Genomic DNA, 13,771 nt, shown 5'->3' with positions numbered 1-13,771 from the left:
GCCTCATGCAGAGTTCTTGGTGCATGAATAGCGGTCAACTGCCTGGATCGAGGGGTGTTTGGGCTTGATCTCGTCTCAGACTGTGGACACTCCCAGAGGTGTCGGCCACGGCTCGGCTCCGGTCGCCCTCGACGGCACCGGTCTCGGTGTGGCGGAGGTCGCGCGGCTCGCCCGTGGGTCCGCGCGGCCGACTGCCCGGAGCGAGGCGCTGCGGCGTATGGAGGAGTCCTGGAACGCCGCCCGGCAGATCGCCGCGACCGGCCGCGTCTACGGCCGCTCCACCGGCGTCGGCGCCAAACGGAACGAGGACGTACCCAGTGGGGCGGACGCCGAGCACGGTCTGCGGCTGCTGCGCAGCCACGCCGGCGCCATCGGTGAGGAGCTCCCCGCCCGTGAGGTACGCGCGATGCTCGCCATCCGGGCCAACCAGCTGCTGGCCGGAGGCGCGGGGCTGCGGCCCACCGTCGTGACGGCGCTGTGCGAGGCACTGGAGAGCGGGGCGTACCCGGTCGTCAACGAGTTCGGCTCCGTCGGGACCGGCGACATCGCGGCCCTGGCGCAGGCGGGGCTGGCCTTGGCTGGGGAGCATCCCTGGCGCGGGGGCACCCCGCCGGAGCCCCTGCCGCTCGACAACAACGACGCGCTGGCCTTCATCAGCAGCAACGCCCTCACCCTCGGCCAGTCGGCGCTCGCCCTGCACGAGCTGCGCGGGCTGCTGGAGGCCACCCAGGTCGTCGCCGCGCTGTCACTGCTGGCCACCGACGGCTCGCACGAGGCCTACGCCGCCCCTGTACACGCCGCCCGTCCGCACCGCGGCTGCGCCGACGTCGCCCGCCGGATGCGGGGGTTGATCGGGGCGGCGGATCGTCCGACCCCGCCGCTGGACCGTCTCCAGGACCCGTACGGCTTCCGCTGTCTGCCCCAGATCCACGGCCCGGCCCACGACGCGGCGGACGCCCTGGAAGAGGTCGTCGCCGTCGAGATCAACGCGGCCGCCGAGAACCCGCTGATCTTTCCCGACGACATGGCCGCCTACCACCACGGCGGCTTCTACCAGGCCCAACTCGCTCTCGCCCTGGACCACTTCCGACTGTCGCTGACGCAGGTGGCCCGCCTGTCGACCTCTCGCCTCGCGACCCTCAACGAGCCCGCCTACACCCGCCTGCGCCCCTTCCTCTCCGACCAGGAGCCCGCCTCCTCCGGCGTGATGATCCTGGAGTACGCCGCCGGGGCCGCACTCGGTGATCTGCGGGCGTTCTCCGCGCCCGCGTCGCTCGGCCACGCCGTACTCTCCCGCGGCGTCGAGGAACAGGCCAGCTTCGCCTCCCTGGCCGCACGTCAGACACTGCGCGCCTGCCGCGCGTACCGGCTCGTCGTCGGCTGTGAACTCGTCGCCGCCGTACGGGCATTGCGCCAACGAGGGCTGAGGCCCGAGCCGGGGCTTCCGGTGACCCACGCGCTGGAACTCGCCGGATCGGTGCTCGACGAGGACCACGCCGACCGGCCGCTCACGGACGATGTGACGGCGGCGGCCGCACTGCTCGACCGGTTCACGGACATCTGGAGGAAGGGCGCATGAGGGATTTCCGCGTCCGGCACAAGGGAGATGCCAACGCATGAGCACGCCACCATCGCCACCCGCGGCGGAGCGGCCTGACGGATCACCCGTCCGGATCGGCGCGCTCGTTCCGCTGACTCGGCCCGGCTGGGCGGAAGCGGGCCGGCACCTGCTCGCCGGACTCGAGCTGGGTGTGTCCGAAGTCAATGACTTCGGCGGGATCGCCGGGAGACCGCTCGAGCTGGTGGTCCGGGACACCGCCGCCGATCCGCAGAGGGCCGCGGCGGCCGTGGACGAACTGGCCGGCCTGGGAGTGGCGGCCGTGGCCGGGGAGTATCACAGCGTCGTCGCTCGGGCCGCTGCGGCCGGCGCGGACGCACTCGGCCTGCCGTTCCTCTGCTCGTCGGCGGTTCTCGACGCGCTCACCGAACAGCCGACGGAATGGGTCGCGCGCCTCTCACCGCCGCAGTCCCGCGGCTGGCGGGTCTACGCGGACTTTCTCCTCGGCGCGGGCCACACCCGTATCGCCGTGGCGACCCAGCCGAGCGTCTACTGGGCAGCCGGGATCCGCATACTGCGGGACTGCCTCGCTCCGCGCGGCGGCAGCGTCATCGAACTCGACATGAGCGCGCTCACCCCCACGGCCGTGTGCGAGGCGCTCGTCGACCATCGCGCGACAGCCCTCCTGCTGCTGGTCGGCCACCCGGAGCCGGCCGTGCCGATCGTCCGGTCCGTCCGGGGCGACCAGCGCCTCGCCGAGGTGACGATCGGCGCTCCGGCCGGACAACCGGAGTTCACTGAATGGGCGGAGTCGCTGGGCGGCGACGGTGCCGGGATCCCGTTCCTGCGCTACCTGCCCGAGCACCTCACCCCGCTCGGCGCACGAGTCGGTACGGCCCTCCGCGAGCGGCTGGCCGAAGCGCCCTCCTTCGTCGCCTTCGAGGGCTACGACACGGTCGCCGTCCTGGCCGACGCCCTGCGTTCGCACGGCACGGACCGGCGGCGCATCGCCGGCTCCTGGCCGCGTGTCGCGGTCGAAGGCACCCGTGGGCAGATCCGGTTCACCCGCACGCCGGGCATCAGCGTCTGGCAATGGGCCGGGCCACCCATCCAAGTCGTCGATCGGGATCCGGCGGACACCGATCGCTTTCGGATCCTTCACACCGGCTGAGTGGCTGGTCAGGGGCCCTCGCTGAAGGCCGGATCCACGTCGGTGTACAGCAGGTCGTGATCTGAGTACGGGGTGGTCTGCACTCGGTGCCCGATCGGGGCGATGCCGCGGAGAAAGACGTAGTCGAACTTGCTGCGCCAGTCGGTGGTCGGCCTGCAGGTGCCGGCGGACGAGGGACGGCACTCGGGATCCGTGTCCGCGGCCAGGGCCCAGATCGGGGCGAGTTCGGAAGCCTCCGGCACGGCGTTGAAGTCGCCGACAACGATCGCACGGTCGTGCCGGGCTACGTCCGTGGCGAGGACGCGGGCCTGGTCCGCCCGGACCGCTTCCTGACGTCGTTGGGCGAGGTGGGTGTTGTAGACCCGGACGGGCTGGCCGCCCACCATGGTGGTGACGGCCATGTACCCGCGGTCCTCTGATCCTCCGTCGGGGTATTCCACCTCGACGGGGTCTGTCATCGGCGCCGCGGAGAGGACCGCCTGGCCGAAGGCGCCCGGATTCCACGGCACTCCCCCGCAGCGCCCCCAATCCTGAAGAACCGTCCCGTACTCGACGTGGTACTCCAGCCCGTGGAGGCTCTTCAGGTACTCCCGGATTCTCTCGACGTCCCGCACGCACGCTTCTTGCATGCCGATGACCTGAGGCGCATACGTGGCGATCTCCGCCGCCCGGCCGACGTTGCTCGCATCGCAGGGATTGCAGATGTTCCACGTCATGACCCGGTTCGGTACGACATCCCTGACGGCGTCGACGGGCACGGACCTGCCGAAGAGGGCACCGCTGGGCGCACTGGGTCCGACAAGCACCATGCAGGCCGCGACCACGGCACCCGCGAGCAACCGCGTACCCCTGACGAGCACCATCGCCTCCTCCGTGTGGACACGTGTGGCATCTGACGTCTCCACACATGAGGTTATGGGACGGAGCTGTGAGCGACACACGCTTCTGATCCATCAGCGGGTGCGCGATCCGAGCAACCGCGGCGGGCTCCGCGACTCCGCTCGGCCGATGACACGTGGTGCGCGAAGCGCGCGTGAACTCTTGCGCGATCCGCGCAGCCATGCGAGCGTTCCCCTGGCGCCGACGCCTGTCACCTCAGGACGACGACACCACATGCGCATTCCGCGCAACTGGCGCACTGCAGACGCACATCCGGCGTCCGACAGCCGCGCGCCCATCACGAGGCATCACCCGCCCACGCCCCGTCCCGGCACCGCTCGCACCACCCGCCCAGGAAGGAACCGCCGTGACCGTCGGCATCCAACTCCCGCACGTCCCCGTACCGCTGTCCCGTCGCGTCCTGGACACGATGGCCGTCCCCATGCCGCACGCGCTCGCTACGTGCGTGGACGCCGCCCACGGCTGCGCGGCACACGGCGGAGCGCGCTGATGCCGACCACGCTCATCACGACGCCCACCTTCGCGCGGCATTCGGCACTCCCCTGGCAGATCCTCGAGGAGAACGGGGCAGGACCGCTCCGCCCGTGCGCCGACGCGGCCCTGCCCACCGCCGAACTGTTCTCCCACGCCGCCGAGGCGGACGCCCTGATCGTCGGCATGGACCCCATCACCGCCGAGGTACTGGACGCCGCACCCCGCCTCAGGGTGATCGCCAAACACGGCGTCGGAGTGGACACCATCGACGTGGCCGCCGCCCAGGCCCGTGGCATACCGGTCGTGTGCGCGCCGGGCAGCAACTCCCGTGCGGTGGCCGAGTACAGCTTCGGTCTGCTCCTGTCGGCGACGCGTTCCCTCACGGCCTCGCACACCGCGGTGGAGTCGGGCGGCTGGCCGAAGCTGTTCGGCCCCGAACTGCACGGCAAGACGCTCGGCATCGTCGGCTTCGGCCGCATCGGACGTCTGCTCGCCGGCTACGCCCGCGCCTTCGGGATGCAGGTGCTCGCCCACGACCCGTACGTCCCGGGCGACGATGTCCGCGCGCACGGCGCCGAACCGGCCGCTCTCGACGACCTGCTGGCCCGCGCCGACGCCGTCAGCCTGCACACCCCGCCCGACCCGTCCGGCACACCGCTGCTGGACAGCACCCGTCTCGCGGCGATGAAGCCGGGCGCGATCCTGGTCAACGCGGCGCGCGGCGGCCTCGTCGACGAGAGCGCGCTCGCCGACCTGCTGCGCTCCGGGAGCATCGGGGCCGCGGCCCTCGACGCCTTCAGCACCGAGCCCCTGCCCGCCGACCACCCCCTGCGCGAGGCCCCTCGCACCCTCCTCACCTCCCACATGGCCGCCTGCACTCCAGAGGCCAACCAGGCCATGGGCGCGATGGTGGCCGAGGACGTAGTCCGCGTACTGGCAGGCGAGGCACCGCACCACCAGGCCCGCTGAGCCCCGCCCTTGACGGCGGGCCGACCCCGATCACGCCCTCCCCCACCACGACACACCTCTGTCCCCGTACCGGATACCGGTGACGACGCCGGAAGATCCCTAGGACCTGACATGGCCATCACGTCGACCGACGGCGCCGCCGCGGCGCCGCCCCCCGCGCAGCCCGACCCGTACGCGCTGCGCGCCGAAGACGCCCGCCCGGCACCCGAACGCTTACGCGGTCGCCTGCGCCACCTCGGTCCCGGGCTCATCCTGTCCGCCGCGGTCGTCGGCTCCGGTGAACTGATCACCACCACCTCGCTCGGCGCGAAGGCGGGCTTCGCCCTGCTGTGGCTGGTGATCATCTCCACCGCGGTCAAGGTCTGGGTGCAGATGGAGCTGGCCCGCTGGACCATCCTCAACGGCCGCCCCGCGCTGGACGGCTTCCGTGACGTCGGACCGCGCATCGGCCGCCTCAGCTGGATCAACTGGCTCTGGATCGGCATGGACTTCGCCAAGATGTTCCAGCGCGGCGGCATCATCGGCGGCACCGCGGCCGCCTGTTCCATCCTCTTCCCGATCCACGGCGGATCGCTGAGCGGCACGTCCCTCACGATCTGGGCCGTGCTCGTCACCGCCGCCGCCGTCCTCATCCTCCAGACGGGCAAGTATCACGTCGTCGAGCGGGTCGAGGTCATCGGCATCACCCTCAAGACGGTCATCACCGTCGGCCTGGCGCTCGCCCTGCCGCTCACCGCGTACGGCTACGGCACCGAACAGCTCGCCGACGGGCTCAGCTTCCAGATCCCGGCCGGTACGGTCGGCATCGCCCTCGCGATGTTCGGCATCACCGGCGTCGGCGCCGACGAGATGACGACCTACACCTACTGGTGCCTCGAGAAGGGCTACGCCCGCTGGACCGGCCCCGACGACGGGACCGAGCAGCGCGCCCGGCGCGCCGAGGGCTGGCTCAAGGTCATGCGGCTCGATGTGGGTGTCTCCTGGTTCGTGTGCACCATCTGCACCCTGTCCTTCTACGTGATCGGCGCGTCCGTGCTGCATCCGCAGGGCCTGGTGCCCGAGGGCAACGACATGATCACCACGCTGTCGCACAGCTACACCGACACGCTCGGTCCCTGGGCCGAGTACCTCTTCCTGGGCGGCGCGATCTCCGTGCTCTTCTCGGTCACCGTCGCCTCGTCGGCCAGCGTCCCGCGGCTGTGGACCAACACCCTCGGTCTGCTCGGCGCGATCGACTGGAACGACATGCGCGTCCGCACCCGCACGATCCGGATCCTCACCTGCTGCCTGCCCCCGGTGTGGATGTCCTTCTTCCTGTGGGTCCAGTCCCCGGTCCTCATGGTGCAGATCGGCGGTATCGGCGGCGGCGTCTTCCTCCTCGCCGTGGTGATCGCGGTCTGGCGCCTGCGCTACACCGGCGTCCCGCCGCGTTTCCGCGCCAACCCCTGGATGACCGCCGCCCTCGTTCTCAGCAGCGCGGCGATTTTCTTCCTCGGGGTGTACGGGGTGCTCGAGACGCTGGGCCTCATGCCGGGCGACTGAACCGGCCACGCCCGCACACGGCAACCGGACGGCTCTTTGGCGCCGTCCGGTTGCCGCGTGGGAATGCCCGCCGCTCCGGTCGGCCGGAGCGGCAGTGCTCAGCCGCGCACGGCGGCGTCGTAGACGGCCCGCGCGGACTTGTCGAGCGTCGGCCCGTACATCGGGGAGCGGCCGTCGCCCTCGCCGTGGCTGTTGACCGAGACCACGGTGCCCTTGCCGGTGGCGGAGTCGAAGCCGGCGAGCCAGGGACCGCCGCTGGCGCCGCCGCCGAGGTCGCACGGGACGCGCTGTTCGCCCTCGGGGGCGCGCTGAGAGGTACCGGTGCAGTACAGCAGTTCCTCGCCCCGCTGGGGAGTGGTCCCGGGATAGCCGAAGGCGGTGACCCGCTCGCCGGCCGGACGGCCGAAGGCGACCTTCTGCGCCCCCACCGCGTCGGTGAGCCGCTTCCCCCCTGCCGGGGTGGAGACGACCATCGCCGCTACGTCGTTGACGGTTTCCTCGGCCCAGGAACGCGGTGTCATGGTCGACTTGACGGCATAACGGCCGTACGGCGCCTTGCCCTTGGCGTAGCCGGGGACGAAGACGATGTCGCTGTAGGTGTTGACCGGCGAGGAACCGAGGCGCGCGCAGTGGGCGGCAGTCATGATCACTGAGCGGTTGGCGCTGGTGACGGCGCTGGCCGTGCACCAGGTGTCCTGCCCCCGGGAGTTGACGAAGAAGAGCCGGCCGATGCTGGGGACGGCCTTGCCGGTCCAGGGCTTGCTGAGCGGTCCGGTCGCCCCCAGGTCGACGGTGCGGCCCACCTGCTTCATGCGCGCGGGCGTCCAGTACGAGAGGGTGGCGGCCTGCTCCGCCGCCGTGTAGGTGACCGTACCGACCTGCCCGGCTCCGGCCGCTGCCGCCGCGGGTACCGCCGGCGCCGCCAGCGGACCGGCCAGGGCCAGCAGGGCGGTGGCGAGACCGGAGACGGCGCGGCGCGCACCTGGGGACGGGCTGTGCGACATGGAGGTCCTCTCGGATGATCGGGATCGGGCGACCATCCGGAAGGATGCGGTTTCGGCGATCGGGGTGCATCCGCCGTCTGATCTTTGTCTCGGGACGGCTAGGGTCAGGAGCCCGATCCCCCCGTCAGAGCTGGGATTTCCTTGTCGACCGAACAACACCTTCCCGTCATCCGGCCTGCGACCGGGGCAGATCTCGATGATCTCCAGGTGCTCGCGCGTCGCACGATTGACGCCCGCTACCGCGCGTTCCTCGGTGACGAGGCAGTGGACCGGTTCATCGGTAGCGGGGCTTCGGATGCTCACGTCAAGAACCATCTGGAGGCGGGTGGTGTGCGATGCCTCAGCCTGGAGGGCCGGATCATCGGCTTCTCCATCCTCGATGGCTCCACGATCGACCTGATGATGATCGACCCGGACCATCACCGTCGAGGGCTTGGCCGTCTCCTCCTTGGCCACGCGGAGGAAACGCTCCTCACCCGGTATACGACCATCCGGCTGGAGAGCTTCGCGGACAACACCTCGGCCAACTCGTTCTATGAGGCGTGCGGTTGGCGGCACGGGGACCGGCTTGAGGGCGAGGGGCCGACCAAGGTCGAGTACGTCAAGACCGCAAGGAGCGACTGACGAATCACCCGAGCTCGTCCTCCACCACCGTCGAGGGCATGGAGATCCGCCAGGTGACGCACCCGGCCGCGGCGAGCCCGGCGATGGCCAGGAGGCTACTGACCAAGAACGGGTCGGTGCCGTTCAAGGCAGGGGCGAACCCGATGCCGACGTAGATCGTGACACCGGTGGAACCGCCCAGTCGGTCGGCGGCTCGCTGGACGCCGCAGGCGATGTCGGCGTCGTCCTCGGTCACGGCGGTCACCGCGACGTACTGCGGCCCGATCATGCCGAACCCCATCTCGGCGGCGATGAGCATCATGGCCGGAACCATCGCCAGACCGGTGGCGCCGAGGCACGAGACCAGCGCGATGGCGGCCATCGCCAGCACGGTGAAGCCGATCCCGGACAGGACACAGGCCCGGGCACCCCACCGCCGGATCAGCGGGGGAACCAGCACCGATGCCCCGATCAGGGACGCCGCCAGAGGCAGCATCGTCAGACCGGCCTGGAGCGGTCCGGCGCCCAACCGGTCCTGCGTGGCCGCACGAGCGGCTTCCGAGAACGGCGCTCGACCCTGACGAACAGGAATCCGGCTGCTACGGCGCTGACCAGGGCCACGGGCGGCAGCCATGGCAACGCACTGTCCGCTTCTCCCGCCTCGACGACGCCCAGGGTGAACAGCAGCGGAGCCGCGATCAGCAGGAGCGAACCGGGAAGGTCCAAAGGCACGGGCTCGGCGGGCCGTTCGTCCGGCACGAGCACGGCCGCCGCAGCGAGTACGACCAGGATGAACGGTACGGACACCAGGAAGATCCACCGCCAGCCGAGCAGCTCGGTGATGATCCCGTAGACCACGAATCCGAGGACGAGGCCACAACTCACGACGGCCGCCCACACGCTGAGCGCCCGTGACCTGCGCGACCCCTCGGGGAACATGAGCACGATCACCGCCATCGCCGCCGGAAGCGCGACCGCTTCACCGGCACCCTGCAGCAGCCGCGCTGTCACCAGTACGGCGAAGGAGGGCGCAAGCCCGGCCGGCAAGGACGCGGCACCGAAAAGCGTGGTGCCGAGCAGGAGGATGCGACGCCTCAACAGAGGTGTGATGAACGCCCCGTCGCTAGCGGTGCGTCCTCGTCACCGCGGCACAAGCCGCGCACGAAGCGCCAGACATATCGCCGATGCTACTGGAGCGTATGGGGCCGCGCCGGTCGGGCGGGTCGGGCCGCAGGTCGCCGGACGACTTCCGCTGCCCGGCGAAGACGTCACCCGCGGTCCGTTCGCTGTGGCGGGTGGGGCGGCCAGGGCCCGAGAGCGGGCAGCCCCTCCGCCGCCACCGGTGCAATCGCGGGCGTACGTCCGGCGAGCCAGGCCGCCAGGTCGCGCACGCGTCCGGTGACCACCGTGCCCGGTTGTCCGTCGCCGACGGACCATTGGTGACACACGTCCTCGGCACGCAGGCGGGTGCCCGCCGGAAGGCGGCCGAGGAGGAAGGCGATGGCATGTGCGGCCAGGTCCTCGGGCCAGTCGTCCGGCCGCACACCGCATTCCAGGTCGACCATGTGGATCCACGCCTCGCGCCAGCGCGCGAAGACCGTGGCGGCAAGGTCCGCGTTGCGGAAGGTGACGGGCCGGGCCCAGTCCATGTCGCCGGCGCGCGCCCAGACCGCCTCCAGCCCGGCCGTGTGCGCGGCGAGTTCGGCACGGTGCTCGGCGGCACTGCGGCCCGCCGTGGCCTCGATGATCGCGTTGCGCTCGTCCACCCCGCCGTCGTATCCCGCCACGAGCTCACCGCGCAGGGCGTGCTCCGCGAGACGGGCGAACATTCTCGCGTTGTCGGTGAGATGGGCCAGAACGTGGCCGCGTGACCAGCCCGGAAGGGCGGATGCCTCGGCCACCTGCTGGTCGTCCAGCCCGGCCACGAGCCTTTCCAGCATCCTGTGGGCTTCGATCACCGCTGCGACCGGAGGTTGCATGCCCCCGCCCTAGAGGGCCGGAGTCTGGTCACGGACGGCCGGGACCTGGGCGGCGAGTTCCCTGAGGGGCTCGCCGCCCAGCCGGCACACCCTCCACTCGTCGAGGAAGTCCACACCGAGCGACTTGTAGAAGTCGATCGTCGGCTCGTTCCAGGCCAGAACCCACCACTCGAAGCGCTCGTAGCCCCTCCGCTCGCAGATCGCGGCCAGAGAGGCGAGCAGAGCCTTGCCGTGTCCCCCACCTCGGGCCTGCGGCCGCACGAAGAGGTCCTCCAGGTGCATGCCGCGCGTGCCGGTCCAGGACGAGAAATGGGGGAACCACAGGGCGAAGCCCACTGCCTCGCCCGTCTCGTCGTCCTCGGCGATCAGCGCGAAGGCAGCGGGATGCTCTCCGAACATCGCCTCACGGAGCTGCTCCTCGGTCGCCCGGGCCTGATCAACAGCCCTTTCGTACTCGGCGAGTTCGCGGATCATCGCGCGGATCTCCGCGACGTCGTTCACAGTGGCGGCACGGATCATGCCGGAGATCATCGGTCATGGAACCGTGCCGTGTCCATCCAATTCCGCGTATGTGAACTGTCAGGTGAGGAACTTGGGGGTTGTCGTAGAGGAAGCAGACCAGGAGGTGCGGATGTGGTCGCCGAGGGACACGTGGAGGTTGTCCAGGGGGTCTTCACCTCGACGTAGGTATCGGCGTTGACGAGGAAGTCGAGCCGTGACTGCCCGAGGAACGTCTCACGTCGGACGGATTTCGCGGTGACGATGTGTGGCAGGAGCCCGAGGCGTCGACGAGCGGCTGAGTCACGGGACGGCCCTGAACGTGGCGTCGCCGCGTCCCGTCGCGGTGGTAATCGGGTCGAGTTTCAGCTGGAACCCGAAGTGGCGGATATACCGGTCGGGGTGGTTGTACGACTGGAACGACGACCACGTCGGGTCGGCCAGACCGGCGACCCTGCGGAATGTGGCGTCGGCGGCGAACGCGGCGGTGCCGTCGTTGTGGACCAGCTGGAAGTCAGTTCCGTCCTGGCGCAGGTAGTACCCGGGGAAGTTCGCCGACTCGAAGGAGACCGTGCCGTTGCCCGCGAGGCCCGGCCTCAGCCGGAACCGGGCGTCCTGGGCGGGGTCGACGTTCGGGTCGACGCGCACATCGAAGTTCGCGTGCCGGATGTACCGGTCCTGGTAGTTGTACGACTGGAGCCGATCGACCGGGGTGTCGGCCCAGCGGGTCAGGACGCGGCTCTCCTCGGCGGCCGTCAGGCCGAGGATCGCCCCATGGCGCTTCTTGGTCCCGCCCATGGCGTAGCTGCCCGGGGCCGGCAGGTGGTACGTGCCGGAGGCGGACGGGTTGCTCGTCAGGACGGGCATGTAGCCGCGGCCGGCGGCGTACTGGTCGAGGTAGAGGGCCCACTCGTCGCGGTCACGGAACTTCATCCACATCGGGCCCTCTACCTGAGATCCGGTGAGTCCGATGCCGGAGAGGTTGCCGATGGTGGTCCAGGTCCCGAGGATCGAGTCGCTGCCTTCGAGGGTGATCTGGCCGTCGCCGGAGGCCCGTACATAGCGGTGGGTACCGGTGCCCGCCGGCGCCTCGATGATCTGGGTGTCGATGATGCCCTGCGTGCCGGGGCGGTCGATGTACAGCTGCGGGGTGCTGATGGTGCGGAAATTGGTGGTGCGGGCGTAGTAGATGCGGTGCTTCAGTACGCCGTTGAGCGTCGCGTTCGTCGCCCAGTACAGGACGTAGTCCTTGGTCTCCGGGTCCCAGATCGCTTCCGGCGCCCAGGCGTTGCGCCCGTCGGGGATCGCGCCGGCGACGTTCAGCAGCCAGGGCTGCGACCAGGTGACCAGGTCCGTCGACTCCCACACCACGAGGTTGCGGCTGCCGTTGGACGTGGAGTCCTCCCACGACTGCCCGCAGCCGATGCACAGGTCGGTCGCGATGATCCAGTACTTGCCGCCGTCCGGTGAGCGGATCAGCGAGGGGTCGCGCACCCCGCGCGTGCCGACCGTGGAGCGCAGGGTCGTCCCGCCGCCGTTGAGGTCGCTCCAGTGCAGGCCGTCGGCACTGTGCGAGAAGTAGATCTGCTGACCGGCGGCTCCCTCTCCGATGAAGTGCGTCATCAGATAGCCCGGCCCGGCCGCGCTCGCCTTGTCGGGTCTGATCAGGACCTGTCCCGTGAGAACCAGGCAGCCGGCGACCAACAGTGCCGCCAGCCTGCTGAGAACCGTGGACATGGGCATCTCCTGCTCCGAGGGAACGTTCGATATATCAGACGCCGTTCGTAGAGCCGGGCAGACGCTAAGGGTGAGCAACCGGAGGCGTCAATACATGCGGCGGATCCGAAAGGGACCCCACGCCTATAAAGACAGGACTTTTCTTGATAAGAACTGACTGAAGCTTGAAGCAGGGCCAGCCGGGAATCCCCCTCCGTCACGGATCATCCAGAAGACACTGTGGAGGCAGCCGGTGGGAGACGTCGGGATCGACCGCAGGGCCTTCCTGAGCGGAGTCGGTGGAATCGCAGCCGGTGCTGCTGCCGTATCGCTCACCGCGTGTGACAGCCGCACCGACCGGAGCTCCACCAAGAGCAGCAAATTGCTCGTGGTCCGTGACTTCGGCGGCTCTTACGGCGAGGCGAACCGCAAAGCCGTCTACGACCCGTTCACCAAAGAAACCGGCGTCCGGATCAAGGTCGTGAACTTCTCGAACACCCAGATCCTCGCCCAGATCAAGGAAGGCCGTCCGCGATTCGACGTCATGGACATCGACATGTCCAACCTGGTGCGCTTCGAGCATGAGGGCGCCTCCGAGGAGCTGGACTACGGCCGATTGAAGAACACCAGGAACGCGGGAATCGCCGAGTCTCTCCTCACCCCCAACGGCGTGGGAAAGAGCTATTGGGCCAGCGTCCTCGCCTTTGGCGCGGACGCCTTCGGCGGGAGGAAGCCCGAGTCGTGGGCGGACTTCTGGAACCTCGGCGCCTTCCCGGGCCGTCGGGCGCTTCAGGGCGTGGTGGACTGGCCGGAGCTGGAGTTCGCCCTGCTCGCCGACGGAGTATCGCTCGACAGGCTTTACCCGCTCGATGTGAACCGTGCTTTCAAGGTCCTCGACGAGATCAAGGGCTCGGTGCGGACGTTCTGGGAGTACGGCTCCGAACCGGGTGAGTTGCTGGATCGCCATCGCGTGGTGGCCTCCAGCACTTGGGCAGGCCGTGTCCAGAGCCTGATCAAGGGCGGGTCTCCGCTCGCGTACGAGTGGAACGGCGCCCGTCGGCAGAGCAACGGCTACGGCATTCCCAAGGGTGCGGCCAACACCGACGCCGCCTATCGGCTCATCGATTTCGCGCTGCGGCCCGAGGTGCAGGCCCATATGGCCCGGATCTACCCCGAGGGGCCCGTGGTGCCGGCTGCCTACGGATTCCTCACCGAATCCACCGCCGTGCACCTGGCGAGCACGCCTGGGCACCTGTTGTCGGGCTTCGACCTGGACATCGTGTGGTGGCTGGAGAACGGAGACTCCGTCACCAGGCGCTGGCAGGCGTGGGCGCGCGGCTGACCGACTGAACCCAGC

Annotated in this window: 13 protein-coding genes and 1 pseudogene; 7 read left to right on the top strand and 7 right to left on the bottom strand. The window is 69.9% G+C overall.

Features of this window, described 5'->3' with window-relative positions:
• Positions 1–67: 67 nt before the first annotated feature.
• Complete coding sequence (locus ACFT32_RS11330) at positions 68–1,579, top strand: aromatic amino acid ammonia-lyase (RefSeq protein ID WP_382488867.1); 1,512 nt, start codon at positions 68–70, stop codon at positions 1,577–1,579.
• A gap of 37 nt (positions 1,580–1,616) precedes the next feature.
• Positions 1,617–2,729, top strand: a complete 1,113-nt coding sequence (locus ACFT32_RS11325; protein ID WP_382488184.1) for an ABC transporter substrate-binding protein — start codon at positions 1,617–1,619, stop codon at positions 2,727–2,729.
• 8 nt (positions 2,730–2,737) lie between these two features.
• On the opposite strand, the gene ACFT32_RS11320 is transcribed toward ACFT32_RS11325, so the two are convergent.
• On the bottom strand, positions 2,738–3,592 hold the full coding sequence (locus tag ACFT32_RS11320; protein WP_382488183.1) for an endonuclease/exonuclease/phosphatase family protein: 855 nt from the start codon (positions 3,590–3,592) through the stop codon (positions 2,738–2,740).
• A 383-nt stretch (positions 3,593–3,975) separates the two neighbouring features.
• Between ACFT32_RS11320 and ACFT32_RS11315 the strand changes: the two genes are divergently transcribed.
• From ACFT32_RS11315 to ACFT32_RS11305, 3 genes are all read left to right on the top strand, one after another.
• On the top strand, positions 3,976–4,119 hold the full coding sequence (locus ACFT32_RS11315) for a hypothetical protein (protein WP_382488182.1): 144 nt from the start codon (positions 3,976–3,978) through the stop codon (positions 4,117–4,119).
• Positions 4,119–5,072, top strand: a complete 954-nt coding sequence (locus tag ACFT32_RS11310) for a phosphoglycerate dehydrogenase (protein WP_382488181.1) — start codon at positions 4,119–4,121, stop codon at positions 5,070–5,072. The genes ACFT32_RS11315 and ACFT32_RS11310 overlap by 1 nt, the downstream gene beginning before the upstream one ends.
• Positions 5,073–5,183: 111 nt before the next feature.
• Complete coding sequence (locus ACFT32_RS11305) at positions 5,184–6,614, top strand: Nramp family divalent metal transporter (RefSeq protein WP_382488180.1); 1,431 nt, start codon at positions 5,184–5,186, stop codon at positions 6,612–6,614.
• A 98-nt stretch (positions 6,615–6,712) separates the two neighbouring features.
• Here the strand turns inward: ACFT32_RS11305 and ACFT32_RS11300 are convergent, their stop codons facing one another.
• Complete coding sequence (locus tag ACFT32_RS11300; protein ID WP_382488179.1) at positions 6,713–7,618, bottom strand: trypsin-like serine peptidase; 906 nt, start codon at positions 7,616–7,618, stop codon at positions 6,713–6,715.
• 141 nt (positions 7,619–7,759) lie between these two features.
• Here ACFT32_RS11300 and ACFT32_RS11295 point away from each other — a divergent pair, with 141 nt between their 5' ends.
• The gene (locus tag ACFT32_RS11295; protein WP_382488178.1) at positions 7,760–8,242 is read left to right on the top strand and encodes a GNAT family N-acetyltransferase; all 483 of its coding nucleotides are present in this window, start codon (positions 7,760–7,762) and stop codon (positions 8,240–8,242) included.
• A 4-nt stretch (positions 8,243–8,246) separates the two neighbouring features.
• Here ACFT32_RS11295 and ACFT32_RS11290 read toward each other — a convergent pair.
• The 5 genes and pseudogenes from ACFT32_RS11290 to ACFT32_RS11270 form a co-directional block, all read right to left on the bottom strand.
• Positions 8,247–9,316 (bottom strand): annotated as a pseudogene (locus tag ACFT32_RS11290) (MFS transporter); the annotation flags it as partial.
• A 173-nt stretch (positions 9,317–9,489) separates the two neighbouring features.
• Positions 9,490–10,200, bottom strand: coding sequence for a maleylpyruvate isomerase family mycothiol-dependent enzyme (locus tag ACFT32_RS11285; RefSeq protein WP_382488177.1), 711 nt, complete (start codon positions 10,198–10,200; stop codon positions 9,490–9,492).
• A 9-nt stretch (positions 10,201–10,209) separates the two neighbouring features.
• On the bottom strand, positions 10,210–10,719 hold the full coding sequence (locus ACFT32_RS11280; protein ID WP_382488176.1) for a GNAT family N-acetyltransferase: 510 nt from the start codon (positions 10,717–10,719) through the stop codon (positions 10,210–10,212).
• An 8-nt stretch (positions 10,720–10,727) separates the two neighbouring features.
• Complete coding sequence (locus ACFT32_RS11275; protein WP_382488866.1) at positions 10,728–10,964, bottom strand: hypothetical protein; 237 nt, start codon at positions 10,962–10,964, stop codon at positions 10,728–10,730.
• A gap of 37 nt (positions 10,965–11,001) precedes the next feature.
• On the bottom strand, positions 11,002–12,435 hold the full coding sequence (locus ACFT32_RS11270; RefSeq protein WP_382488175.1) for a glycoside hydrolase family 43 protein: 1,434 nt from the start codon (positions 12,433–12,435) through the stop codon (positions 11,002–11,004).
• Positions 12,436–12,667: 232 nt separating this feature from the next.
• On the opposite strand from ACFT32_RS11270, the gene ACFT32_RS11265 reads away from it, so the two are divergent.
• Complete coding sequence (locus tag ACFT32_RS11265; RefSeq protein WP_382488174.1) at positions 12,668–13,756, top strand: ABC transporter substrate-binding protein; 1,089 nt, start codon at positions 12,668–12,670, stop codon at positions 13,754–13,756.
• Positions 13,757–13,771: the final 15 nt, after the last annotated feature.

The organism is Streptomyces sp. NPDC057002 (assembly GCF_042673825.1).
In the GTDB taxonomy this organism is placed as follows: domain Bacteria; phylum Actinomycetota; class Actinomycetes; order Streptomycetales; family Streptomycetaceae; genus Streptomyces.
Note: the sequence above shows the minus strand (reverse complement) of the source record. Positions and strands in the feature narration are given on the sequence as shown.